The sequence below is a fragment of the Pseudoalteromonas fuliginea genome (assembly GCF_000690055.1).
In the GTDB taxonomy this organism is placed as follows: Bacteria; Pseudomonadota; Gammaproteobacteria; order Enterobacterales; family Alteromonadaceae; genus Pseudoalteromonas; species Pseudoalteromonas fuliginea.
In genome coordinates this window covers 152,685-178,906 of the sequence record NZ_JJNZ01000008.1, presented here as the reverse complement: position 1 = coordinate 178,906, position 26,222 = coordinate 152,685, and the positions used below count along the sequence as shown (strand labels likewise).

Annotated in this window: 23 protein-coding genes and 1 tRNA gene; 10 read left to right on the top strand and 14 right to left on the bottom strand. The window is 38.9% G+C overall.

Annotated features, from left to right (window positions below):
• Positions 1-7 precede the first annotated feature (7 nt).
• The 7 genes from ftsH to DC53_RS17105 all read left to right on the top strand — a co-directional run bounded on the left by ftsH (position 8) and on the right by DC53_RS17105 (position 7,556).
• Positions 8-1,951, top strand: a complete 1,944-nt coding sequence (gene ftsH / locus DC53_RS17075; protein WP_033015932.1) for an ATP-dependent zinc metalloprotease FtsH — start codon at positions 8-10, stop codon at positions 1,949-1,951.
• 235 nt (positions 1,952-2,186) lie between these two features.
• On the top strand, positions 2,187-3,032 hold the full coding sequence (gene folP / locus DC53_RS17080; protein ID WP_033028581.1) for a dihydropteroate synthase: 846 nt from the start codon (positions 2,187-2,189) through the stop codon (positions 3,030-3,032).
• A complete protein-coding gene (gene glmM / locus DC53_RS17085; RefSeq protein ID WP_007377781.1) occupies positions 3,032-4,372 on the top strand; it encodes a phosphoglucosamine mutase in 1,341 nt (446 codons plus the stop codon). The genes folP and glmM overlap by 1 nt, the downstream gene beginning before the upstream one ends.
• Before the next feature lie 81 nt (positions 4,373-4,453).
• The gene (tpiA, locus tag DC53_RS17090; RefSeq protein ID WP_008136765.1) at positions 4,454-5,203 is read left to right on the top strand and encodes a triose-phosphate isomerase; all 750 of its coding nucleotides are present in this window, start codon (positions 4,454-4,456) and stop codon (positions 5,201-5,203) included.
• Between the two features lies 1 nt (position 5,204).
• Complete coding sequence (gene secG, locus DC53_RS17095) at positions 5,205-5,558, top strand: preprotein translocase subunit SecG (RefSeq protein ID WP_007377779.1); 354 nt, start codon at positions 5,205-5,207, stop codon at positions 5,556-5,558.
• Positions 5,559-5,637: 79 nt separating this feature from the next.
• Positions 5,638-5,722 (top strand) — tRNA-Leu (locus DC53_RS17100).
• 208 nt (positions 5,723-5,930) lie between these two features.
• Positions 5,931-7,556 (top strand): methyl-accepting chemotaxis protein, encoded by a 1,626-nt coding sequence (locus DC53_RS17105; RefSeq protein WP_033023762.1) that lies wholly within the window; start codon positions 5,931-5,933, stop codon positions 7,554-7,556.
• 81 nt (positions 7,557-7,637) lie between these two features.
• Here the strand turns inward: DC53_RS17105 and DC53_RS17110 are convergent, their stop codons facing one another.
• From DC53_RS17110 to DC53_RS17125, 4 genes are all read right to left on the bottom strand, one after another.
• A complete protein-coding gene (locus DC53_RS17110; protein ID WP_007377777.1) occupies positions 7,638-8,045 on the bottom strand; it encodes a type 2 periplasmic-binding domain-containing protein in 408 nt (135 codons plus the stop codon).
• Positions 8,046-8,057: 12 nt separating this feature from the next.
• Positions 8,058-9,203 (bottom strand): porin, encoded by a 1,146-nt coding sequence (locus DC53_RS17115; protein WP_008136002.1) that lies wholly within the window; start codon positions 9,201-9,203, stop codon positions 8,058-8,060.
• A 383-nt stretch (positions 9,204-9,586) separates the two neighbouring features.
• Entirely contained in the window at positions 9,587-9,994 is a 408-nt protein-coding gene (locus tag DC53_RS17120; RefSeq protein ID WP_033015656.1) for a type 2 periplasmic-binding domain-containing protein, read from the bottom strand.
• Positions 9,995-10,006: 12 nt separating this feature from the next.
• A complete protein-coding gene (locus tag DC53_RS17125; RefSeq protein WP_033028580.1) occupies positions 10,007-11,146 on the bottom strand; it encodes a porin in 1,140 nt (379 codons plus the stop codon).
• 572 nt (positions 11,147-11,718) lie between these two features.
• On the opposite strand from DC53_RS17125, the gene DC53_RS17130 reads away from it, so the two are divergent.
• Positions 11,719-13,941 (top strand): TonB-dependent receptor, encoded by a 2,223-nt coding sequence (locus DC53_RS17130; RefSeq protein ID WP_033028579.1) that lies wholly within the window; start codon positions 11,719-11,721, stop codon positions 13,939-13,941.
• 74 nt (positions 13,942-14,015) lie between these two features.
• Here the strand turns inward: DC53_RS17130 and DC53_RS17135 are convergent, their stop codons facing one another.
• Positions 14,016-14,381: a hypothetical protein gene (locus tag DC53_RS17135; protein ID WP_008138625.1), complete on the bottom strand. Its 366-nt coding sequence runs from the start codon at positions 14,379-14,381 to the stop codon at positions 14,016-14,018.
• A gap of 51 nt (positions 14,382-14,432) precedes the next feature.
• Here DC53_RS17135 and DC53_RS17140 point away from each other — a divergent pair, with 51 nt between their 5' ends.
• Together DC53_RS17140 and ggt are read left to right on the top strand one after the other, a co-directional pair.
• Complete coding sequence (locus DC53_RS17140) at positions 14,433-14,975, top strand: GNAT family N-acetyltransferase (protein ID WP_008138626.1); 543 nt, start codon at positions 14,433-14,435, stop codon at positions 14,973-14,975.
• Positions 14,976-15,067: 92 nt separating this feature from the next.
• Complete coding sequence (gene ggt, locus DC53_RS17145) at positions 15,068-16,741, top strand: gamma-glutamyltransferase (protein WP_033028578.1); 1,674 nt, start codon at positions 15,068-15,070, stop codon at positions 16,739-16,741.
• Positions 16,742-16,788: 47 nt separating this feature from the next.
• On the opposite strand, the gene DC53_RS17150 is transcribed toward ggt, so the two are convergent.
• From DC53_RS17150 to DC53_RS17190, 9 genes are all read right to left on the bottom strand, one after another.
• Entirely contained in the window at positions 16,789-17,649 is an 861-nt protein-coding gene (locus DC53_RS17150; protein ID WP_033028577.1) for a Tim44 domain-containing protein, read from the bottom strand.
• Positions 17,650-17,811: 162 nt separating this feature from the next.
• Complete coding sequence (locus DC53_RS17155; RefSeq protein ID WP_008138632.1) at positions 17,812-18,564, bottom strand: DUF3379 family protein; 753 nt, start codon at positions 18,562-18,564, stop codon at positions 17,812-17,814.
• Positions 18,564-19,121 (bottom strand): sigma-70 family RNA polymerase sigma factor, encoded by a 558-nt coding sequence (locus tag DC53_RS17160; RefSeq protein ID WP_007377767.1) that lies wholly within the window; start codon positions 19,119-19,121, stop codon positions 18,564-18,566. Before DC53_RS17160 ends, DC53_RS17155 begins: the two co-directional genes overlap by 1 nt.
• Before the next feature lie 60 nt (positions 19,122-19,181).
• The gene (locus tag DC53_RS17165) at positions 19,182-20,840 is read right to left on the bottom strand and encodes a BatD family protein (RefSeq protein ID WP_033028576.1); all 1,659 of its coding nucleotides are present in this window, start codon (positions 20,838-20,840) and stop codon (positions 19,182-19,184) included.
• A complete protein-coding gene (locus DC53_RS17170; protein ID WP_033028575.1) occupies positions 20,834-22,768 on the bottom strand; it encodes a VWA domain-containing protein in 1,935 nt (644 codons plus the stop codon). The genes DC53_RS17165 and DC53_RS17170 overlap by 7 nt, the downstream gene beginning before the upstream one ends.
• Entirely contained in the window at positions 22,768-23,754 is a 987-nt protein-coding gene (locus DC53_RS17175; protein ID WP_033028574.1) for a vWA domain-containing protein, read from the bottom strand. Before DC53_RS17175 ends, DC53_RS17170 begins: the two co-directional genes overlap by 1 nt.
• The gene (locus DC53_RS17180) at positions 23,747-24,181 is read right to left on the bottom strand and encodes a DUF4381 domain-containing protein (protein WP_004335624.1); all 435 of its coding nucleotides are present in this window, start codon (positions 24,179-24,181) and stop codon (positions 23,747-23,749) included. Before DC53_RS17180 ends, DC53_RS17175 begins: the two co-directional genes overlap by 8 nt.
• A 2-nt stretch (positions 24,182-24,183) precedes the next feature.
• Positions 24,184-25,128 (bottom strand): DUF58 domain-containing protein, encoded by a 945-nt coding sequence (locus DC53_RS17185; protein WP_033028573.1) that lies wholly within the window; start codon positions 25,126-25,128, stop codon positions 24,184-24,186.
• Between the two features lie 3 nt (positions 25,129-25,131).
• Entirely contained in the window at positions 25,132-26,088 is a 957-nt protein-coding gene (locus tag DC53_RS17190) for an AAA family ATPase (RefSeq protein ID WP_007377762.1), read from the bottom strand.
• Positions 26,089-26,222 lie beyond the last annotated feature (134 nt).

Below are 26,222 nucleotides of genomic sequence, written 5' to 3'. Positions count from 1 at the left end.
GAGCGATATGGCGAAAAATTTAATACTATGGCTGGTCATTGCAGTTGTGCTGATGTCAGTCTTTCAGAGCTTTAATGGTGGCGATCAAGTTGATCGTCAGACAAGCTATAGTCAATTTGTTAAAGACGCCCGAAATGGCTCTATACAAGAAGTGGCAATTGAAAGTACCAGTGGGACAATTACAGGTACTAAAACCAGTGGCGAACGTTTTCAAACGATTATGCCTATTTATGACAAAGATATTTTAAATGACTTATTAAAAAGTAATGTGAATGTGAAGGGTGTAAAACCTGAAGAACAGTCATTTTTAGCAAGTATATTTATTTCTTGGTTCCCAATGATACTGCTTATTGGTGTATGGATATTCTTCATGCGTCAGATGCAAGGCGGTGGCGGTAAAGGCGCTATGTCATTTGGTAAGAGTAAAGCGCGTTTAATGAGCGAAGATCAAATTAAAACAACGTTTGCAGATGTTGCTGGTTGTGATGAAGCGAAAGAAGATGTTACCGAATTGGTAGACTTTTTACGTGACCCTTCTAAGTTTCAAAAACTTGGCGGTAGTATTCCTAAAGGCGTACTAATGGTTGGTCCTCCTGGTACTGGTAAAACGTTACTTGCAAAGGCTGTTGCGGGTGAAGCGAAAGTACCGTTTTTTACAATTTCTGGTTCAGATTTTGTTGAAATGTTTGTAGGTGTTGGTGCATCACGTGTACGTGACATGTTTGAGCAAGCTAAAAAAGCAGCGCCTTGTATTATCTTTATAGATGAGATTGATGCTGTTGGTCGTAAACGTGGTGCTGGTATGGGCGGCGGTAACGACGAACGTGAGCAAACACTTAACCAAATGCTAGTAGAAATGGATGGCTTTGGTGGTAACGAAGGTATTATCGTTATTGCAGCAACTAACCGACCAGATGTATTAGACCCAGCATTACTTCGTCCAGGTCGTTTTGACCGTCAAGTAGAAGTAGGTTTACCTGATATTCGTGGTCGTGAGCAAATACTTAAAGTACACATGCGTAAAGTGCCATTAGGCGATAACGTTGAAGCGGCACTTATTGCACGTGGTACACCTGGTTTTTCTGGCGCTGATTTAGCGAACTTAGTAAACGAAGCTGCACTTTATGCTGCACGTGGTAATAAACGTGTTGTAAGTATGGCTGAATTTGACGCTGCTAAAGATAAAATCATGATGGGTGCAGAACGCAAAACCATGGTGATGAGCGAGCAAGAAAAAGCAATGACTGCGTATCATGAAGCAGGTCACGCAATTGTGGGCCGTATGGTGCCAGAACATGATCCAGTTTACAAAGTATCTATTATTCCACGTGGCCGTGCGCTAGGTGTAACAATGTACTTGCCTGAACAAGACCGTGTTAGTCATTCAAAAGAGCTTTTAGAATCAATGATTTCTAGCCTTTACGGTGGTCGAATTGCTGAAGCGCTTATTTATGGTGCTGATAAAGTAACAACAGGTGCGAGTAATGATATTGAACGAGCTACAGATATTGCTCGTAAAATGGTTACACACTGGGGTTTAAGTGAAAAGCTAGGTCCGTTACTTTATGCTGAAGATCAAAATGAAATGTATATGGGTGGCGGCGGCAGTCGTGCATCTAGCATGTCAGACGACACAGCAAAGATAATTGATGCAGAGGTTCGATTACTTTCAGATCGTAACTATCAACGAGCAGAAGAAATATTAAAAGAAAACATTGATATTCTTCACTCAATGAAAGATGCCCTGATGAAGTATGAAACTATTGATGCTAAGCAAATTGATGATTTAATGGCGCGCCAACCAGTGCGTGAACCGCGTGATGCACATGACCGCCATGAAGCAAAACCGGTAAAAGCTGAAGAATCTCAAGAGCCAGTTAGCGATGAAAGTCAAAAATCGGATGATTCATCGAAAAAAGATGAAACAAACCTTGATGATAAAGCTGAATAATCGTTAAAATAGCGAATGAAAGCCCCGTACTTCGGGGCTTTTTTGTATCAGTTATTTATACCAATTTTATTGATAGATGTTCATTCTAGCGAATTAAATAACTCACTAACTTCGCTGAGAAATTATTTATATAGAATAACTATATATCATAATTCCGCCTTGTAATTAAGCTATTTACTTATCGCTATAATAGATCATTAATTTAATTTTATTGGAAAAAGAATAAAGGTTGGCAATGACTAACATATTAAAGCTTCCCAGAGGACGTACGCTTAATATTGAAAAGCCCGTTATTATGGGAATATTAAATGTAACGCCGGATTCATTTTCTGATGGTGGGCAGTTTTTAGACCCAACAATAGCACTGAAACGTGCAATGCAGTTACTGGATGATGGTGCGAAAATTGTAGACATAGGCGGAGAATCTACCCGCCCCGGCGCGCCAGATGTGAGTTTGAAAGATGAACTTGCCCGCGTAATTCCCGCTATTAAAGCAATACGTGAGCACAGTGATTGCGTTATTTCAATTGATACCAGTAAAGCGCAAGTAATGGAACAAGCAATACTCGCAGGGGCTGATATAGTCAACGATGTAAGAGCTTTGCAAGAATTAGATGCGTTAGAAACGGTTGCGCACTATGAAGATGTAGCAATTTGTTTAATGCATATGCAAGGGCAACCTCGCAGTATGCAATGTGCACCTCATTATGATGATTTGTTTGCAGATATAAATATGTTTTTTAGTCAACGTATTAAAGCCTGTGAAACAGCCGGGATTAAGTTTGAACGACTTATCCTAGATCCCGGTTTTGGATTTGGAAAAACGCTTAACCATAACTATCAAATATTGGCTAAGTTTAATGATTTTAATAAATTGGGTTTGCCATTATTGGCTGGTTTATCTCGTAAATCGATGATAGGTAATTTATTAAATAGAGAAACAAGTGAGCGATTGGCAGGTAGCTTAGCAGGTGCGCTAATCGCGGCGCAAAATGGCGCAAAAATTATTCGCGTACATGACGTAAAAGAAACCGCAGACGTGCTTAGTGTATTACGAGCCTGCGAACAAGGAATACAATAATGAAAGAAAGAAAATATTTTGGCACTGATGGAGTGCGTGGATTAGTTGGTACAGCACCTATTAACCCAGAGTTTGCTATGAAATTAGGTTGGGCTGCAGGGCGTGTTTTATCTCTGGGTGGCACTAAAAAAGTAATTATTGGTAAAGATACACGTATCTCAGGTTATATGCTTGAAACAGCACTTGAAGCTGGGTTAATTGCCGCAGGTATTGACGTCGTGTTACTTGGCCCTATGCCAACGCCTGCTGTTGCCTATTTAGCGCAAACGTTTCGTGCGGAAGCGGGAATTGTAATTAGTGCATCACACAACCCTTATTACGATAATGGTATTAAGTTTTTTAACGGACAAGGCCTAAAGCTAGCTGATTCCGTAGAGCTTCAAATAGAAGCGATGCTTGATGAGCCAATGACTTGCGTTGCATCTGATAAATTAGGTAAAGCATCTCGTTTAGTCAGTGCAGATGGTCGTTACATAGAATTTTGTAAAAGTCAGTTTCCACAAGGTTTGTCATTAGAGGGTCTCAAAGTCGTCGTTGATTGTGCTAATGGTGCTACATATCATATTGCTCCTTCTGTTATGCGCGAACTTGGTGCTGAAGTAATTACCCATGCGTGTGAGCCAAATGGCGTAAACATAAATCATGAATGTGGTGCTACACACGTAGATACACTTAAACGTAAAGTACTTGAATTTAAAGCAGACGTAGGTATTGCTTATGATGGTGATGGTGATCGCGTTATGATGGTTGATCATAATGGCCGTGTATTTGATGGTGATGATCTAGTTTATATAATTGCGTGTCAAGCAGCCCAAGAAGATAACTTAGGTGGTGGCGTAGTTGGGACTGTTATGTCTAACATGGGTCTTGAAAATGCTTTAAAAGCCAAAGGAATTGAGTTCGCACGTAGTAAAGTAGGCGATCGCTACGTTATGGAATTACTGCAACAGAAGGGTTGGAAAATTGGTGGGGAAAGCTCGGGCCATGTTCTAAATCTAGATTTGATAAGTACCGGAGATGGTATTATTTCAAGCCTACAAGTATTGGCTGCAATGGTTGCACAAAACCGTACTCTACAAGACTTAGGTGCAGGCTTTACTAAATACCCAATGAAAATGATTAACGTACGTTATACACCGGGAACTGATCCAACGAGTACAACAGAGGTCCTTGCAGCTGTTGCCGAAGTAGAGAAAAGCTTAGGCGATAAAGGGCGCGTTTTACTTCGTAAATCAGGTACTGAGCCTGTTGTGCGTGTTATGGTTGAAGCAGAACAAGAAAAAATAGTACTCGATAGTGCGCAAAAAATTGCGACAGTTGTCGAATCTATGAGCAAATAAACTGATTGATAACAATAACCTCTTGTAACTTTGGGCGAGAAAAGTTAATATCTCGCCCGCTTTCTAATGTGGAGTGGAAAAATGGCAATACGCAAGCCAATGGTCGCAGGCAACTGGAAAATGAACGGTTCGTTAGAGCTAATTAAAGAAATGTCTGGTGCCATCAACAATGTTAAATCAAAAGAGATAGACATTGTCTTATTTCCCCCTTTCCCATTAGTATCATCAATGGTTTTAACCGGAGTCTGTACAGGAGCGCAAACTGTTTCTGAAAACGAACCAGGCGCCTTTACCGGTGAAGTTGATGCGAAACTTATTAAAGATTTAGGCGCGAAGTACGTGCTAGTAGGTCATTCAGAACGACGTAGTATTTATAATGAAAGTAATACTACGGTCGCTGAAAAATTTGCTCGAGCTCAAAATGTTGGTCTCATTCCAATCTTATGTGTGGGTGAAAGTGAAACAGAGCAAGAAAATGGTAAAACTGAGCTTGTCGTTTCTACACAAATTGATGCAATAATTAATAAATTAGGTGTAGCGGCACTAAAAGATTCTGTGATAGCATACGAACCCGTTTGGGCCATCGGCACAGGTAAAACTGCATCGCCAGAACAGGCACAAAACGTTCACAAATTTATCCGTGATAAAATTGCTTCATTAGATGGCAATTTAGCACAAGGGCTTACCATCTTATATGGTGGTAGCGTTAATGAAAAAAATAGCGAATTATTATTTGCACAAACAGATATAGACGGTGGCCTAATTGGTGGTGCTAGTCTAAAAGCAGATTCATTTATTGCAATTTGTAAAAGTGCAGAAGGAACCGTATAAGATGTACGAAATTTTATTAGTAGTTTATTTAGTTGTTGCCTTGGCATTAGTTGGTATGGTTTTAATCCAACAAGGTAAAGGCGCAGATATGGGCTCTTCATTTGGTGCCGGTGCGTCTGCTACTGTTTTTGGATCGTCAGGTGCTGGTAATTTCATGACGAAAACAACGACAAGTTTGGCAACTGTATTTTTTGTTTTAAGCATTGTTTTAGGTAACCTTACTGCGGGTCAAATTAAAAAGACTGACGAATGGGAAAATCTAGAAGCAGCGCCTGCAGTTGAAACAGTGTCTCCTGTAGAAGAGGATGTTCCTGTAACATCTACGAAAGAGAAAAGCTCTGACGTACCAAATTAATTTAACTTAAATAAATGTTAGACGATTTATATTCCTCATTTAAATCATTAAGTTTAACACTTAAGCGAAAGCTTGAAATGCGGATGTGGTGGAATTGGTAGACACGCCACCTTGAGGGGGTGGTGCTTTAGGGCGTGGGGGTTCAAGTCCCCCCATCCGCACCAAATTTAATAAGCCAGTAACAGCAATGTTACTGGTTTTTTTTTAATAAAAATAATTTTGATTGTTTTTCGAACTATTCAAGCCTGTTTTTACATTATTTCTTATAAATTCGCGAAAAATCACAAAAAAACTAGAAATATTACAAATATAGTTAACACTTATGGTTATTAAGCCGATAATAGTTATAGACAATAAAATAAGGTAATCAATATGGCCGCAGGCTTCTCTTTTCAAAACCTAAGCATAACTAAAAAAATACATGCAATAACATGTATTGCAGTTTTGGCTTTTTTAGCGATCGTTCTGATCAATTATTTTGCAATGAATGATAATAGGATATCACTTAATGAAATGGAGAGCTCTACATACAAGGTTGTTAAGCTTACTTCAGAAAATGTTAGTACTTTAGAAAAGTTAGACGAGCTTTATACTCAAGCTGTCACATTCGGTGAGCAAGACCTTGTTGTTAAAGCAAGTGACACTTATAAATTGTTAGAAACGAATATTAATTTAATTGAACAGATAAATGAATCCTATATAAACAGTGAGACAAAAAAGCAGTTAGCTAATTATGAAGAAATATCTTCGATTATTGCCAATGGGATGGTTAGTGGCACTGCTGATTTTAGTAAAATTCAACAGCAAGCTCAGTTAAAAACATCTCTTTATAACGAGGTCTTAAGTAATTTTAAAAGTGCGCAACAAAAAGCAGACAATCGTTTTTTTGAACTTGTTACTAGTACCAAAGATCGTTCTGACTATGCATTAACTTTAATGCTAGTCGTATCCGTCGTATCGTTAATATTACTATTATTTATGGCCGTCTGGATTGCCAGAGGGATTGGCTCGTCAGCTAGTGATGCTGCAAATAACTTAAGCTTATTAGCAAGCGGTAAAGGCTCTCTTAGTACACAATTAAAAGTAAGCTCTGAAGATGAAATAGGGCAAGTATCAATTAACTTTAATGCGTTTATTACTCTGCTTAGAGAAACTGTACTTGAGGTTATTGCCGTGTGCGAACCTTTGATGGAAAATTCTACGCGACTTGTTCAGGGGATGGAGCAAGCTGAGCGTGCCACAACGAAACAAACTACCGATGCTGAAATTGTTAAGCAATCAATGGAAGAAATGAAGCAAAGCGTTGGTGATATCTCTCAATCAGCCGCTAGTGCTTCCCATGCTGCTGAAACAGCAGAAAAAGAGGTCGAACAAAGCAGAACTCAAGTACAGATGTCAGTAACTGCATCTCGCACGCTTAGTAATGAAATAAACCAAGCTGCTACTACAATAAATAAACTGGCGGATGATACAAAAAATGTATCACAAATATTGAATGTAATTACTTCTATTGCAGATCAAACTAATTTACTTGCACTTAACGCCGCCATTGAGGCAGCTCGTGCTGGTGAGCATGGCCGTGGTTTTGCTGTTGTAGCTGATGAAGTTCGAGAATTAGCATCTCGTACAGCACATTCGACCAATGAAATACGCGAGTTATTAGGTGCATTAACAACGGCTGCTAATGAATCTGTGACAGCGATGACTTCGGCAAGAGACATGGCTACTGATAATGCGACCGCAGCAGAAAAAACAGGGATTTCTATTGAAAAAATTGCAGAGCAAATGCTCGAAATAAATGGAATGAACTCTCAAATAGCTGCTGCTACGGAAGAACAAACCTCTGTAGCTGCAATGGTAGTAGAAAACGTATCGAATATGCACGTATCGTTTGAGGATACCATGGACTCATTATTGGCAGCACGTGATGTTGCTAAAAACCTTCATTACCTATCAGATAACTTATTAGATGCAACAGCTAAATTTAGAATAGAGTAGTAATACTTTTAAGTAACTATATTTATTAAAACAAAAAAACCACAATTAAAAATAATTGTGGTTTTTTTATTCATCAGTAAATTAAAATTTACCAACTACCTTTACGCTATCATTGACCTTTGCACTATCAACATAACCTATTGCGTCGTTGTTTGCTGCAACAAAGTCGAGTACTGCTTGATCATTATCTAGCTTTTCAGGAGGGGTTCCTTTACCTGTAAATACCAGCTTTGACCAATAGGCATTGAGCTGACTACTCGATTTACCAACAACCTTATCATTAAACTCATCGGCAACACTATTGCCATTTTGGTTTACTGGATTCACTTTCGCACCATTATCAAATGATTTACTTTTACCTAAATAAATCTTTTTGATTGTATCTGCATCAAGGTTACTTGTATTACTCGCATTTACGATAACAGCTACCTCAGCAGAGGCGCTGATTGAGCATAATGTTAGTGCACTGGCTAAAATTAACTTCTTCATGGTTTGCTCCAATTAAAATACTAGGTCTATGCCTACAGCAATAACATCAGTTTCTGTATCTGTTATGTCATCTTCAAATCGACTAAAATCTATTTTAAATGCAGCAGAAGGGTGGAAGTCGTATCGAGCACCAATAGTGTAAACATTACTTTGTGCACGAACACCTTCTAAAGCGCCATTCACTGCGGCATTAAGACTTGGAATCGCTTGAATTTTATCAAAACGAGAAGAATCATGTTTATCGTCATTGTCTTCATAGGTGAAATGAATAATAACGTCATCTAATCTGTAACCTACTGATGCATAATATTGAGATTGCTCAGCTAAAATACTGTTCTCAACTTCAAGCTGTGTGTATTCTGCATCAAACAAAATGTCGTTGTAGTCAATTGAAAAACCTAAACCAATGAATGTGCTATTATCTTCATCAATAGCTATATCATCCGCTAGGCTAGTCAAATTACTTGCTCTAAGTATATCTTCCAGGCCGTTCAATGCTGCGCCTGTTGAGTCATTTGAATCAAGCTCAAAAGAGGTTTCAGCAACTAAGTAAGCTGCACGAAGGCTTAACCAATCGCGTGACATTGTCCAGTTTATACCTGCAAAATTGTTTAACTCGGCTTTATCGTTAGCACTTACAGCATCAATTTCACCATCAAAACCACCGTAAATAACCTGTAGGGTTGAATCCCAATCACCTAATTGAGTATTGTGGAGTAGACTTAAGCCTTCATAAGTTGAAAATGGAATATTGTAAACAGATTGTGGAGGCCTAACCCATCTATAGGCATAGCCTACATCAATAAAGTCAGAATAACGGTAAAAAGGAACTCGCATTTTACCTGCGCTTAACTGCAACTCATCTGAAAACTCATAAGTAACATATGCCCACTCAAACTCCGCGTCGAAATCATTATCACCACGGGCTACAATTTGAGCTGTTGCGCTTAACTTATCTTGCAAATCCGCAGATAACTGCAGCGCAAATACACTTTCGTTTTTAAACGAAATGTTGTCGTCATACCCATATAATGTGCTATCACTATCTAGGCTTTTTCCGCCAACAATTGATGCAAATCCATTTATTCGTACTTCAGCACTTGTATAACTTGATACTAAAGCTGCACATACCGCTACTGCTACAGATAGCTTTTTCATATGTATTTCCTGTTTAATTTAAATGTTGATTTCATTTTCATTATAGGTACTTATTTAAAATATATCTAATAAATAGAGACGTTTATATTATTATATAAAATATAAGCGCTTCTTTTTAAAGGTGATAATAATAATTATACGAATTGTTGTTATTTTTTATATTAATAATGTGACTCCCGACACAGGATAAGTATTGACGATTAATATTGTTGGGATTATTGAGGTTTTAATTAGTTGAAAATGGAAGGTCATTCAATGACAAAAAAAATTGTAACTTAGCAGGCTAAGTTACAATTTTTGTATTTTTTGTTAATTCATATTTTAAATATGTGTATTGCTAACGCTGTTTTATATCGGATAAGCACTTAACAATAAGGTTAGTCTCAAAACTTTCCAACGACCTTGACTTTATCATTTACTTTCCCACTTTCGACATAACCTATAGCATCACCATTTGCTGCTACAAAATCTAGCACTGCTTGGTCGTTATCTAATTTTACAGGGGGAGTTCCTTTGCCTGTAAATATAAGTTTCGACCAGTACGCATTAAGTTGGTTACTCGATTTTCCAACAACTTTATCATTAAATTCGTCGGCTATTGCATTGTCATTTTGATTTACCGGATTGACCTTTGTTCCATTGTCAAATGACTTACTTTTTCCTAAGTAGATCTTTTTGATTGTGTCCGCATCAATATTACTTGCGTTGCTCGGATTAATAATAACGGCTACTTCTGCAAAGGTGCTGATTGAGCACAATGAAAATACGCCAGCTAAAATAATTTTTTTCATCATTTGCTCCAATTAAAATACTAAATCAACGCCGACAGCAACAACATCAGTTTCAGTTTCAGTTTCAGTGTCTGTTATGTTATTTTCATATCGGCTGAAGTCAATTTTAAAGGCTGCTGAAGGATGAAAATCATAACGAACACCTATTGTATAGACATTATCTTGGGCATTGAATGCATCAAAAGAGCCATTAATTGCAGCGTTTAGTGCAGGGATCTCTGGTATTTGATCATAGCTTGATGAGTCATTAGCATCATCATTATCTTCATAAGTAAAATGAACAATTATTTCATCCATTCGATAACCGATAGATGCATAGTATTGTGTTTCTTCTGGTAGTAGGCTGTCACCTGGGTTTAACTTAGTGTATTCAGCATCAAAAAGCACATCATTATAATCTATAGAAAAGCCTAAAGCGTAAAACCGTGCATCTTCTTCATCTATATCTAAACTTTTTGCTTGCTCGACAAGACCATTTTCGTTCAATGTCGCTAATAAGCCATATAGTGAGCTATCGGTTGATAGCTCTGTAGATGACTCTGCCTGTAAATATGCTACTCGCGCACTAAACCAGTCTCGTGTTACAGACCAGTTAATACCAGTAAAATCATTTAATATAGTTTTAGAAGCAGAGCCGTTGAGGTTTCCATCATACGATCCATAAATAAGTTGTAATGAAGAGTCCCAATCACCCATCTGAGTATCATATAGCAAGCTTAATCCTTCATATGTTGAAAAAGCAATGCTATATACTGATTGTGGGGGGCGTACCCATCTGTATGCATAGCCTACGTCTAAAAAGTCAGAGTACTTATAAAATGGAGCTCGCATTTTACCTGCGCTTATTTGTATTTCATCGTTTAATTGATATGTTAAATAAGCCCATTCAAAATCGGCATCAAAATCATTGTCACCACGAGCAACAATCTGTGCAGTGGCTGTTAATTTCTCTTGTAAATCCGCTGATAATTGTAATGCAAAAACACTTTCATTTTTAAATGATATGTCGTCGTCATAACCATAAATAGTTTGCTCACTATCTAGACTTTTACCGCCTATAATTGATGCAAAGCCATTAATTCTTACTTCGGCATTTACATAGTTTGTTGCAAGCGCGCAACAAACCGCTACTGCTACTGATAGCTTATTCATGTATGTTTCCTACTTGTTGTTTAAATGTTAATTCACTTTAATTGTAGTAGCATAAAAACAATTTATCTAATTAACAGAATGATTTTGTTGTTTAACTTTATCATTTTACGAGATTAAGTCAGAAGGCTATAAATGTATAACGAAATTTTTTGATAAGCTTTATGTAGATAAACCCGAACTGTGGTTGCGTTAATTAATTTGATAACTGGATAATAAATCTATCTCGAATAGTTATTTTCAGCGCTAACTGCGTTGAATTTACTTGCAACAGGCCAGCTATTGAGGCGTAAATTCGCCTTGTTTTTATTGAGAATATCGGGCTAAAAAAAATAAATTTAAATATCACCATGGTTCACTATATTAGTAAATCTCTTAACCGGAGTTCAGGTTAAGTAACAACATAAGTCGCTTTTATAGATGTTTTATGAAAAATTTATACATTTATTCACAATTCTGCCATATAATACCCCTCCAGAGGAAAGATGCTATTTAGCGTCTTTTTTTATGCCTGAAATTTATATTATCAAAATATAAACGCATAACTTATCATACGGTATCCTTTGGAGAATATTTTGAAACTACGAAACCTCTCACAGCTAAGCATAGCAATTCTTGCTGCACTGACGACCTCAATACATGCTGAAGAAGCTAAAACAACAGCAAAACAAGATGCATTTGAAAAAATCGAAGTAACAGCGCGTAAACGTACAGAGAGTCTGTTCGAATCTCCAACCGCTATCACATCAATTGGTGCCAACTTAATTGATAAAGCCAACATGAGTAATCTTGAAGATATTGGTAAATATGTTCCAAACTTAAACATCACCCGTTACGGTGTTGGTAATGCAGCACATGCCTCTGTATTTATTCGTGGTATTGGTCTGCAAGATCACATAATAACTACTGATCCAGGTGTAGGCGTATACTTAGATGGCGTTTATTTAGGCCGTCAAATGGGTTCTAATTTATCATTACCTAATGTTGAGCGTGTTGAGGTACTTCGTGGTCCACAAGGTACTTTATATGGCCGTAATACATTAGGTGGTGCAGTAAATGTAATTACAAAACAACCCGGTGATGAAGGCATTATTACAACGACAGCAAAAGTTGGTAGCCGTGGGCGAATTGCTGGTGATGTGTATTTTAATAACGCGCTTTCTGATGATTTGAGTATGTCTGCCAGTGCATCGTACAAAACACGTGATGGTGTGGGCGAAGCTGTTAATTTAGCAAATCCAGAGAAAGAAATTGGTGAGGAAGAAGAATTTAGTGGTCGTGTAGCCCTTAAATGGCAAGCGAATAGCGATTTAGCATTCACTTTTGCTTTAGATGGAGTTGATAACGAATCAGGTCAATCGCCTTACACAATTGAATTAACTGACTCGCTAGATGCAAACGATGTGTTTAATGGAGACTTCCCATTATTGACTCAAGATTTAATACCATCAGACCCAGATGATCTAGGCACAACGGTTGCTGGTATTGAATCTACGTCTTACTCAGGTTGGGGTACATCGTTTACCGCTGATTGGGCAATTAACGATACTTATACTGCTAAATTCATTTCAAGCTACCGTACATCTGAGTATGAAGGTGGCTTAGATGACGATGCATCACCTTTAAACTTATCTGAATTCCCTGAAGAGGGCGGTGCAGATCAGTACTCTTTTGAAGTTCAGCTAAACGCCACATTCGATAATATGGACTTTGTATCGGGTCTTTACTTCTTTAATGAAGATGGCTTTACACGTTCAGGTCCGTTTGTTTTTAGCCCATTTAATACACCTAATGGTTTATTAAATGATGGTGTAACGGAATCGTTTGGTGGTTACGGCGACTTTGAAATTAACCAAGAAACTAACTCATATGCCGCGTACATCAATGCCAGCTACGATTTAACTGACGATTTAACGCTTGGTGGTGGTCTTCGCTATTCACAAGATGAAAAAGATGCAAATGCTATATTCCCATCATTCCCAACTCGTAAATATGTCAGTGCAGATTTTGATGCAGTTACGTGGGATATAAATGCTTCTTATCAGCTTAGCAATAATATGAATGTCTATGGGCAAGTTCAAAAAGGCTATCAAACAGGTGGTTTCCCACCGCGCCCATTTGGCGGGCCAGACCAGTTTGTATCGTTTGATGAAACAAAAGCGATTAACTACGAAATAGGCTTAAAGGGTCAAGTACACGAAAATGTGTCTATGATGCTTGCGGTATTTGTGACTGATTACACCGATTTAGCATTACCGTTCTCTGACCCTACTTCAGGTGGTGGGTTTGTGACTATTGTCGAAAATGCTGGTCAATCTAAAGCGCAAGGTATTGAGCTTGAAACAACAGTGGCTATTACTGATGATTTTACAATTAGAAGTGCGGTAGGCTACTTAGACTCTGAAATTACCGAAGTATCAGAAGGGGTTCAAGGTATTGGTAAAGGTGATTCACCAGCACTGACACCTCGCTGGACTGTAATGATTGCACCATCTTACTTTATGGATTTAAGTAATGGCGGAACGTTAGCACTTAATGCTAATTATTCATTTAGAAGTGATATGCAAGGTCAATCTGTTTTTAACAAAAGTGAAACGATTGATTCTCGAGAATTGGTTGGCTTTAATATTTCGTACACGAATCCATATGGCGATATGGAAGTAACGTTATACGGCGAGAATGTTCTAAATGAAGTTTATGATGTAGGTCGCTTACAACAATCAGGTTTTGTTGGTGTAATGCGCAGTAATGACCGCAGCGAGTTTGGTTTGAAATTCAAAAAAGATTTTGAGCTATAATTAGTCAGTATTAACAAATATTGAAAACAAAAAAGGAAAGCCGAGGCTTTCCTTTTTTATTATTGAAGGTAAAATTAACCTTCGTTATGTTCTTTACGCGCTTGTTCAATTTCGTCAGCAATTTCTTGCGCTTTTTGCTTGGTTTTTTCAGTTAATTCGCCAGCAGCTTCTTTGCTTTTAACCCATGCGTCAACCGCAATCTCTTTGCCGTCGTCGTACATGTCTAAGCCCATTGTTTTACTTTGCTCTAATAGCTCGTTTAAAGACTCGTCATTTTTAAGATCGTTAGTTGTCTCTTTAACGTCGTTCCATGCATCACCAAGCTTTTCTTGCATTTGTGCGCTTTTATCTTTTGCATCTTCTTTTACTTCGTTGGCATCTTCACAACCAGTTAATGTAATTAAAGTGCCTAATAAAGCTAAACCTGCTAATTTATTCATGTGCTATCTCCTTTAGAGACTGATAATTAATTCAAGGTAGACTATACAGCAATGAAAATGAACGCCCCCGTAACAAAACGATTAAATTTCAAATTAATGAATGAGCATGATTGGCCTCAATTATTTGAGCTCGACCAAGACCCAGCTGTAATGCAGTATTTAACGCGAGGTGTGCCTACCTCTTTAGAGCAAATAAAAAATGAGGGAGTACCTCGTATGCTCGCATATCGAAATGAGCTAAAAGGCTGGGGGCTGTGGAGTATCACTATAAAGCAAACCAATACATTTATAGGCTGGGTATTAATAAGGCCTATGGATTTTTTTAGTGATGCACCAAATTACGGTGATATTGAAATAGGCTGGCGTTTTAAGCAATCAAGTTGGGGGCATGGTTATGCAACCGAGGCGGCTTTAGCATTATGTGATGAACTTATAAAACAAGATGACGTTAAGGCGATAAGTGCAACGGCACTCAAAGATAATACAGCCTCTATAAAAATAATGAAAAAGTTAGGTCTGCAATTTATAAAAAATTACACACATACAGATGAGCAAGGCGATTTACCAGCGGTGCTTTATTCAAAAAAAGTTTGAAGATGATTAAATATCAATAGTATAAAGATTGACCTGTCTTTAAATGACGTGCATTAATATGGGCAACAAAAATAATAAATTAAGGATGTTGTATGGGATTGTTTTTTTCACCACGTAAATTAATCGTCAAAAGTGTGCTGGTTTTACAGTTCGCTGCTTTTAGTGTTTTAGCGCAGCCTTTATCGCAAAGCGCGGTCGCAATGCCTGACTCGTTCAGTGCCGATGCTGCTAAAAGTATATTAGAGCAAGGCGGTAATGCTGTTGATGCGGCTATAACGGCACAATTTGTACTTGCAGTAACGCTTCCTGAAGCCGGCAATATTGGCGGCGGGGGATTTATGCTTATTCAAAAAGATGGCAAGGGCGATTTTATAGACTATCGCGAAACAGCGCCAACAGCGGCTCATCGTGATATGTATTTAGATGATCAAGGTAATGTTATTGCAAACAAATCAATATATGGCATTCACGCAAGCGGTGTACCTGGCAGTGTAGCGGGTATGTGGCTTGCCCATCAAAAGCATGGCACTTTAAAGTGGGAAACACTAGTACAGCCTGCTGTAACGTTGGCTGAGCAAGGGTTTGTCGTTCCGCCTAAGTTAGCAAAAGGTGTTAGCCATTATATAGCCCATCTAAAAGAGCAAAAAATAAATGTAAACTTCGAAAAATATTTTGCTGATGTAAAAACTAATAAAGTATTTAAGCAACCCGAGTTAGCGGTAACGTTAAAGCGTATCCGTGATAACGGCCAAGATGGGTTTTATAAAGGCGAAACTGCAAATATTATTGCTAAATTTATGCACCAGCATGGTGGTATTATTAATCAAGATGATTTAAAAAATTATACCGCTAAATCACGTACACCTATTAAAGCGAGTTGGAATGGTTATGAAGTACTTACTTCGCCACCGCCGAGTTCAGGTGGTATTGCTATTTTACAGTGGCTTAAAATGTATGAGTTACAAAAACCAGATGCGGGCTTAGCGCATAACTCTACTCAGTATGTACACCTACTTTCTGAAATAGGTAAACGTGTATTTGCAGATAGGGCGGAGTATTTAGGCGATCCTGATTTTTTTGATGTACCAGTCAGCGCATTAACTAATATTAACTACCTCAAAGAGCGAAGTAATGGCATTTCGTTAACCGCGATCTCGACTACTGAAAGTATTAAACCGGGCCTTAAAGAAAGTGAGCAAACTACGCACTTTTCAATCGTTGATAAAATGGGTAACGCTGTCGCAAATACCACCACAATAAACTTAGGGTTTGGTAGCGGTGTGGTTGTTGAAGGTGCAGGGTTTATTTTAAATGATGAAATGGACGACTTTAGTGCCAAACCAGGCGTTATGAATGTGTTTGGTGCAATAGGCGGTAAAGCTAACGAAATACAGCCGCACAAGCGTATGCTTAGCTCTATGACGCCTACAATACTCCTTAAAGACAACACCGTTAAAATGGTGACAGGCTCGCCTGGTGGCACAACAATTATTAGCTCTGTGTACGAATCTATCTTAAATGCGGTAGAGTTTGATATGACTGCTGAGCAGGTTGTAAATAGCCCTCGTTTTCATCATCAACTATGGCCTAAAAATATAATTAGAACACACATAGGTTTAACCGATAGCGTAAAAGCAGAGCTTACAAAAATGGGTTACACCATAGATGAGAATCACTTTGGTGACTTACACGTTATTATTAATAAAGAGGGCCAATTAGATGCCGCTTCTGAAGCATCAGGACGTGGTAAGTCAATTGTTTTTTAAATAAAAAAACACCGCGCTAAAAGCGCGGTGTTTTACACAATATAAAATTATTGAGTATCAATTAAATCTTCAACACCCACTATTAGCCATGGAGCGTCGTCTGAAATTAGACGCTCTAAGTGCCAAATTTCTAAAATAGGCTCTTCTTTTTTATCGCCTAAATCACGGTACTTACCTTTAAAGCGAACACTAACCTGCCACGATTGCGCGTTTGTATCTGCGCACACAAGTTCGGCATCAATAAACATCACTTCTGTTTCTACGCTTTGTATAGCTTCACGTTCAGCTTTAAACTCGGCAACAAGTGCAGGGCTTAAGTATTCAGCCATTGTGGTGTAATCGGCATTGTTCCATGCAGTTTGTAGCGTATGGTAATGACTACGGGCACCTTGCAAAAAGCCATTAACGTCAAAGTTAGGTGGTAAATTAAAAGGCACACTTTCACCTTGTGGGGCGCTGCTTGCAAAGCCTGTACTTGTTGGTTGCTCGATAGGTGCTTGTTTAAAAATATTTTGCTGAGCACTTGTACCTGCACTGGTATTTGCAAGTTGTGGGGCGCGATTAGCACGTAAAAAGCCCGTTACTAGCTTAAATAAAATAAAGAGCCCGCCAGCTAATAAAATCATTTCTAATAGCTGAAAACCTTCAAAATTGTCGCCTAGCATTGCTGCAATTAAGCCACCCGCTAAAAGGCCACCTAAAACGCCTGCCATAATGCCTTTTTTATTTGATTTAGCTTTTGGGGCAGCCGTTGGGGTTGTTGTATCAGCTTTTTGTTTTTGCGCTGTTTGTTGTGTTGCAGGCGTTTTTCCGCGTTTACTGCTGCCAAATTTTTTACGTGCGTGTGCATCAAAACTGGCAGTACATAACAATGCCAATAGTGAAAAAATAACGATGATATTCTTCATGAAATTCCTTAATTTTAATCGAGCCGCGATTATAATTTACTTTCATGAGGAATTTAATTAATTAGTTTATAAATAAGAGTTTTTAGGTATAAAAGGGAGGGTTTATTATAGGGTATTTAATAAAAAAACCGCTCAGTAGAAACTAAGCGGTAAATTTGTTTTTTAAAGCCAACGAATGGCGCCTGTAACGCGTTCGTTATAAGTATCTAAAGGTGCTCCAACACTTGCCACTAAAATAGTATCAGCTTGTGAACCTCGGTTGATATGGCCTTCAAAGCGCTCATCTTTAAAATCATCATCACCAAATCCAAATGATTGATTTTCAGAAGGTACTATAAATACAGTCATAGGGCCAAAGTCAGATTCAAATATTAAATGCAGGCCTTTTTCGCCTTTAAAATCACAAAACATAGCGTAAGTGACTGCACCAGGAAGTTCATCAATATGACCGCCTAAAACAGCTAACTTATCGTTTACACTTTGCAAGCTAATGGGCTCTTTTTTATCAAGCGCACTAATTTCGTAGTACACATGAGCTAGTGCATGTTCACCCGCTTCGTGTGCAATATTTTGCTCTGTACTAAAAAAGAAGGCACTAATCGCCACTACAAAAGATGCTGCTAACGCAAGATGCACGCGGTCAAGCTTAAAACGCGAGCGGGCATCAACTACATTTTTTCCTGTTGCTTGTTCTTCTTGTAGTGCTTTTTCTTTTAACGATGTGTTTAAAAGAATGCGGTCTGCAAGGTTTTCAGGCACAGGTATGTCTAAAGAATCTTGAATAAATTTATCAAAATCTTTCATATCGTTAATAAAACTTTGTCGCTCAGGATTACTGTCAGCAAACTCCATAAGCTCCTTGTCAATGTCGTTTGGCTGCGCAATAGTGCGGCGACGAAACTCAAGTTCATCCATTATTTTGATGCCCCTTTAAGTTGTTCATCATCACGGCTTAAAGCCTCTTTAAGTTGATTTCGGGCACGGTATAAACGGGTCATTACCGTGTTTTTATTTAAATTAAGTATGTCTGCAATCTCTTCACCAGAGCAGCCCATTACAACTTGCAGTAATAACGGCTCTCGGTATTCATCAGATAGCAGTGCAATCTGGCGTTGAATAACCGTTTGTTCCATTTCATCATCTAATGAGTGGCTGGTTTCATCAACAAGCGTATCGTTTTCTACGTCGCTATAATCAAACTGTTTACGTTCAAATCGGCGTGCGTTTTCTCTTCGTAATATAGTAAGCAACCAGGGTTTAGCTGCTTTTTGATCAAGTAAAGAGTCGAGTGAACGCCAAGCGCGTAAAAACGTTTCTTGTACTAGATCATCTGCTATGTGCGGATCACGACATAGCCAATAAGCAAAGCGATAAAGCTCTTTATTGTAAACGTGGACCAAGGCTTCATAACGCTTTTGTTTCTCTGCCATATCGATTAAGACCTGATTGTTTGATTTTTTCTTTCCAAGCATAAGCACTTTTTTAATTAAAAATTATTATTTATTGCAAAAAAGACCTGAGTATCGTAGTTATTAATCATAAAGGTCTTTTAATACAGCTTGTTGCGACTTTAATGCTTGAGTTTGATGGTTCTCAAGAATTTTAATAATAGCATTAAGATCACAGTTTGTAGTTCTATTACTGTAAAGCTGTGCCTGCAATTGCATAATATAGTTATTTAACTCACTATTGCTTACAATGCAGCATAGTTCATCAATTGCGCCCACATTTTTATTCGTAACCAGGACCGCATAATTATTAAGCTCATTATAAAACACTTTATTATCGTTTGATTTTGCTACCGCAACCAGCTTTTTCAAGCTTGGTTGGTTAATTATATCCGCAGTTGATTGTACTTTCTTAGTGGTATTGCTAGTAGAACGGTTAAACCAATAAAAAATTACAGTCACAATCCATAAAACATAACCTAATATCGCAACAGCAATAAGCCACAATGGTATATTTTTTTGTACTTGCATTGATTCTAACTGTGTAGCATCTACATTATTATTTGGCGAAGATGTTAGCGTATCGATAGTTTGTTGATTACTGTTAGTTGTTGAGCTAATAGCTGTACTACTAGGTGTAACAGTTATAGTACGCTTGGGTAATGTAGCTACGTTAATACGGTTCATTTTAGTATTAAACCAAGGCAGCTGTATTTCAGGTAAAGTGTAAGTACCTGGTTTTTGCGGCAGTAATGCATACGATGCAGTTTGCTGCGATACAACACGTCCGTCACGTACTGCATTGTTATTTTCTTTTTTATCAGGGTAGCTGCGTATGCCATCAATGGTAGGCATAGAGATTTCAGGTAATTGCTCTTTTGTAACGCCAAGAGCGGTAAGTGTAATAGTACGTGTTATAGGCGTACCGACTTCTACGGTGTTGTCGTTAGGTTGCCATTCTTCGTCTAGATTAACCAACTCGCTTGGTAACCACGTTCCCTTATAGTCACTCGGAATTGGCTTGATTTCTATTTGCTGGTCGTCGCCAAGAGCGGATACTTCTAATTGACGATAATTTTGTTGTACTCGCCCTTGAAAAGCAGGACCTGCAATCGTGTAGACACCACTTTTTTGTGGCTGAATTAAATACTCACGAGTAATAACAAGGTAGCGCTTGCCATCAACCAGCTCATAGCTCTCGGTTTGTTTACCTAATTGAGTAAGCTGAGCGTCTTCCATACTTGGTGCACTTAGGCTGCCATCAAGCAGTTCTTTCGCAAGGTAAAGTTTAATAGTGTAAATGCCTGCTTCTTGCACAAATAATGAATTACTCGAGAGCGACGTTTTTAAAAATATTTCGTTATTTTTATCTGCATCAACTGAGCGTTTTGCCACTTTTAATTTAATAGGCTTTGAGGTTAACCCTGCAACGCTAAATGCCGGAATCGTGTAATCACCCTCTGCACGGGTCATTAATTTAACTGACCACGTGGTTTGTTTATTAATGCTGCCATTAATAATGTTGGTACGAGAGCTTAAGCTCGTCGGGCCTACAACAAAGTCTTTTAACAGCGATGAGGTGTCTGGTTGCTCGCCTTTAACTGTATCGTCTACGGATATATTAAGCATAAAAAATTCACCCGCTAATACAGGGTTTTTATCTACGCTGGCTTCTAATTTGGTGGCAGCCCACGAAGGCATCGCACTTAATAGCAATAAACAGCAAAATAATCGCATTACCATGATTTTTCGACTCCTGTAGGGCGACGTTTATATTGTCTTTTTTGGGCTTCTAATTGCATTTTATTCCGTAATAAAATAGCCGGATCATCCGGGACTTTTCTAAGTAGTTGATTAAGCTGTTGTGCTTTTTCTTTTTCTTCATTAGTGAGCTCACTTGCTTGGGCTTTCATCGCTTGTTGCTGAGCACTTTGTTTTTGCTCATCAGTGGTCGGTTGCTCACTCATTGCTTGTGGTTTACTTTGTTGCTGCTCGTCCTCTTTAGGCTGGTCAGCGTCTTTATTTTGCCCTTGCTCACTTTGTGGCTGAGCTTGCATATCAGGTTCATTTTGCTTGTCTGATTGTTCGTCAGGCTCACCTTGTTGATTTTTTGATTGTTCAGACTCTTTATCTGATTCTTTATCAGATTTTTCATCGCTTGAGCTTTGACTTTCGTTTTCGCCTTTTTCAGAATCGCTTTTATCACCATTTTGTTGCTTATCCTGTTTTGACTCATCAGAATTTTGCCCTTGGTTTTGCTCATCTTTTTTCTGGCTATCATCTTGGTCTTGAGAGTCGTCGCCGTCGCTTTGCTGGTTTTGTTGCTCTTGTTGATTGAGTAATTGTTCAACTAAAGCTTGGTTGTCAGTTGCTTGTGTAAAGTCGTCTTGTAAGGTTTGGGCTTGTTTGTAGGCTTCAATGGCGTCCTCAAGCTTGCCAGCTTTGGCAAGGGCATTACCGTAGTTGTATAAACCGGTAGCCGACTTATCATTACTAAACTCATTAAGTGCAGCATCAAAATTACCTTGCTGGTAAAGCGCCGCGCCTTTTAACTCACTCGATTGCGCCTGTGTTGCTGCATTGTATTCTTTATTTTTGTAAGCCTCTAATGCACGTTGATCTGCATTTTGCAAAAGAGTAGGAAGCTCTACGGCATACGCATTTTGCTGCGGTAAAAAGCTAAAGGCTAAAAAAGCCCCCAGCAAGGCAGCGCGTCTAAATAAATACAAGCCAAATGGCAGTAATAACAAGAGTCCGTATATACCTGCATCTATTCGCCAAAGTGCGTGGCTTTGTTTTTCGTCTTTCAATAATTCACTCTGTGCATTTGGGGCAAACGTATTTATGTCGTTATTACTAGGCTGGTAACTAGCAAATTTACCACCACTGCTCGATGCTAAATTTTTAAGCTGACTGGCATTGAGAGTAGGTACTACAATTTGGCCGTATCTGTCTTTCAAAAAACCACCTTCAGGTAACTTAATTGGAGCGCCTTGAGCGGTACCCACGCCATATATATTTAATCTATATTGGGTGTTACTGGTAAAGCTACTCACGTCGCTTTGTTCTTGCTGGTCAATACCGTCGGTCACTAAAATAATGTCGCCATCAATATAACCCGCTTGCGTTAATAGCTCTTTGGCCATATCAAGACCGGCTAAAACGTTTGAGCCTTTGTCTGGCATTATTTCAGGGCTTAAGCTTGGAATTAAATTACTGAGTGTTGTGGCGTCGTTTGTTAGCGGCGATATTATATAGGCTGTGCCTGCGTAAGCTACAAGCGCGGTATCACCTTCTTTAAATAGCTCAATCATATCAAGCGCTTTAAAGCGTGATTGCATTAAACGATTTGGTAAAATATCGGTGCTGTACATTGAGTACGACATATCCATAACAATTACACGGGCACTTTTACTTTGAAATACAGGAACTTGTTTTTTCTCAAAGCTAGGCCCAGCACTAAATAAAATGCCAAGGCTGCAAAACAAAGCAACTAACCAAAGTGGCTGGCTGGCTTTAGTGTTTGCTTCGCTCATTATAAATTGTGCTAAATGCGGTGCAATTAGTTGCTCACTAGTCGTTTTTTTATGCTTAATTAAGGCGACAAAAAATAATGCCACAGCAGGTATGAGTAACCATAAAAGAGCGGGGCGAATAAATTCAAAATCCATTAGTTTGGCTCCTTTAATGCACGCAGTGTACTCAGCATTACTTTTAAGCTAATAAGTAAAATAGCGATAAGTAACGGGTAGTAAAATAATGAGCTTTGTGGGCGAAATGTTTGTTCATCAGCGCTAATAGGTTCAAGTTTATCAAGCTCTGCGTAAATTTGTTGAAGGCCTGCTACATCTTTGGCTCTAAAGTATAATCCGCCAGTTTGCTCGGCAATCTTTTTAAGTAAGCTTTCATCTAAATTACTGCCACTAGAGCCACCCATATTAAAGAGGCTAAAGCCGCGCGGATTATCTGAGCCAACACCAATGGTGTACACTTTAATACCTTCTTCGCGAGCTAGCAGTAGTGCATCTTCTGGGTTTAAATTGCCCGCTGTATTTTGTCCGTCAGTTAATAGCACCACAATACGGTTACTTTCATCTTTATTGGCAAAGCGTTTTACCGAAAGACCCAATGCATCACCAATGGCTGTTGCGCGTCCCACTAAACCAATTTGGGCTTCGCTGAGCATTTTACTTACTGTTTTAACGTCGCGCGTGAGCGGGGTTTGTAAAAACGCGGTGTCGCCAAATAATATCAGCCCAAGCCTGTCGCCTTGACGCTGTTCTATAAAGTCACTGAGTACGGCTTTTACCATGGTGAGGCGGTCAACATATTGGCCATTGTAAGCCATGTCTTGTTCGGTCATCGAGCCTGATAAATCGACCGCTAACATTATATCGCGCCCTTCATTTGGTAATGAAATTGGCTCATCTAACCATGTTGGATTGGCAGCGGCAGTAACAAGTAATAACCAAATTATCCACTCGAAAGGGTTTAAGCGTCGTGCGTGTGGCTCAATGCTTTGGCTGGTTAAATTGTGCTTTGCAAAACTGGGTATACGTAAACGCGTACTGGCATTACTTGCAGCGGGTTTTAATAGTAAAAGTAATAAAGGCAAGGGTAGTAATAAAAATAACCATGGCCAGCTAAATTCAAACATTTACTGACTCCTTTATTTTAAATTGCTTAATACCTTGGCGAAATTTTTCGCACAGTGTTGTATCTTTTTGGCTGGGGTTATACAAGCTTAGTATTTCTTGTTCTGTAAAGCTCAAACCGGTAAGCGTATTAAGTGTTGTGCACCATTTAGAGGTAGATTGCGCAGCAAGGCGCTTGTCGTAATATTCAATCACTAAACGTTTTAAAATAATATGCAGTTGCTGAGGATTTTGCTCACTTTGGCTCAATTGTATTGCGTAGCGTTTAGGCTTTTTAAATTTATGTTTTTTGTAAAATATATAAATAGCTGCGCACAGTGCTAAAAACAGCAGTGCAATAATAACCCACCAAGCAGGGGCGAGTGGCCACCAATTAACTTGGCTTGGCGCTATTATATCGTGCAGGCCATCGAGTGGATTGGTTTGCATGGTTATTTTCTCACTAATTGCTGCTCAAGCGGTGTTGCTGCATTGAATGATATTAAATTAAGACCCGATTTAGTTAAGCGATTAAAGCGCGTACTAAATGCTTGCTCAGCATTTTTAGCAAAGCGTTCTCTAAAGCTGTTATCCATTAATGGTAGGGCAAAGTCTTGACCATTTGCATTAACAGTAACGGCTTGCTTAAACGCAGGTAACTGATGCTCAAATGGATCGCTTATATGGCAACCAATCAGCTCGCAGTGGCGGCTTAATATTTCGAGTTGCTTAAAGCTAGCATCATCCAGAGCATTAAAATCAGACACCAAATACACTAAGCTGCCTGGTTTTGCTAAATGATTAAGGCGCTTTAGGTTATCGCTAAAGTTGTTAGGGGCTGTTTTATCAATATTGTTAAGCGCTTGCTGGTGGTTATCGCATAAATTATGGCAAAGCTTAAGCACTGCTTTTTCACGGGCACTGGGTTTTAGCTCTAAATGCGAGTGCTGATTAAACACAATACCGCCAATTCTATCGCCGCGCTGACACGCCGACCATGCAACAAGAGCGCTTATATGCGCAGCTTGCACCGACTTTAATAGTAACTTTGAGCCAAACAGCATTGAGTTTGAAAAATCAGTAAATACAAACACAGGGCGCTCTTTTTCTTCTTGAAAGAGCTTTGTGTGAGTCTCGCCGGTACGCGCAGTAACTCGCCAATCAATAGAGCGAATATCGTCACCTTGCTGATAATGTCGCACTTCGGCAAATTCCATTCCTCGGCCTTTGTGCGGTGCAAGGTATTGCCCTGTTAAGGTGTTTTTTATTTTTACCTTAGGGGCAAGTTCAAGCAATTGCGCTTTGGCTTTGTAATACATCAGCTCTTTGAGTGCTAAATTAACACCGTGGCTATGGCTCTGTTTGAGCCATGCTTGGGTTTCTAATTGTTTTTGCATAACTTATGGTACGGCTACAAGTTCAACTATACGGCTTATTACTTGATCTTTAGTAATGCCATCGGCTTGGGCTTCGTAACTTAAAATAATGCGATGACGCAGTACATTATGCACAACAGCTTGAATATCATCAGGTGCTACAAAGTCGCGACCTTGAAGCCATGCATGAGCACGAGCACATTTATCAAGTGCTATTGTTGCACGCGGGCTTGCACCAAACTCAATCCAGCTACCAAGTTGTGCGTCTAATTTAGCGCCTTCACGGGTGGCTATAATAAGTTGTACTAAATATTGCTCAAGTGGCTCTGCTAAATAAAGGCCTAGTATTTCTTTACGAGCTGCAAATAAGTCGCTTTGACTAATTTTTTGCATTACTGGTTGTTGCTCGTTAAGCGCTTCGCCACGTGTTAAACGCAGTATATCAAGCTCATGCTCTGCGCCAGGGTAGTCAATACTTAGGTGCAGTAAAAAGCGATCCAGCTGGGCTTCTGGTAACGGGTAAGTTCCTTCTTGCTCTAGCGGGTTTTGCGTTGCCATAACTAAAAACAGTTCGCTAAGCGGATAGGTATTTTTACCCACGGTAACTTGTCGCTCTGCCATGGCTTCTAATAGTGCTGATTGTACTTTTGCTGGTGCACGGTTAATTTCGTCAGCTAAAATTAGGTTGTGAAAAAGAGGGCCTTTTTCAAATACAAACTCGCTAGTTTGTTGGCGGTAAATGTCGGTACCTGTAACATCAGCCGGTAATAAATCTGGCGTAAACTGTACGCGCTGAAATGAGCCTTCAATGCCTTTAGCAAGTGCATTAACTGCACGTGTTTTTGCAAGCCCAGGAGGGCCTTCTACTAATAAGTGACCATCAGCTAAAATAGCAATAAGTAGCGCTTGTGTAAGCTCTGGCTGGCCAATGATTTGTGTATCTAAGTACGTTTTTAATTGTGAAAATGCGTTAGCTGCCATAATAAGTGGACTGTCCTCGTCAGCTGGGTTTGTACCTAATAGTGCTAGGTGATAAATACTGACCTATTTATAAGGTTTATAATTGAGTAACTCAAGGGTTAGACTGTATTTTTTAAAATAGTTCGTTATTTCTT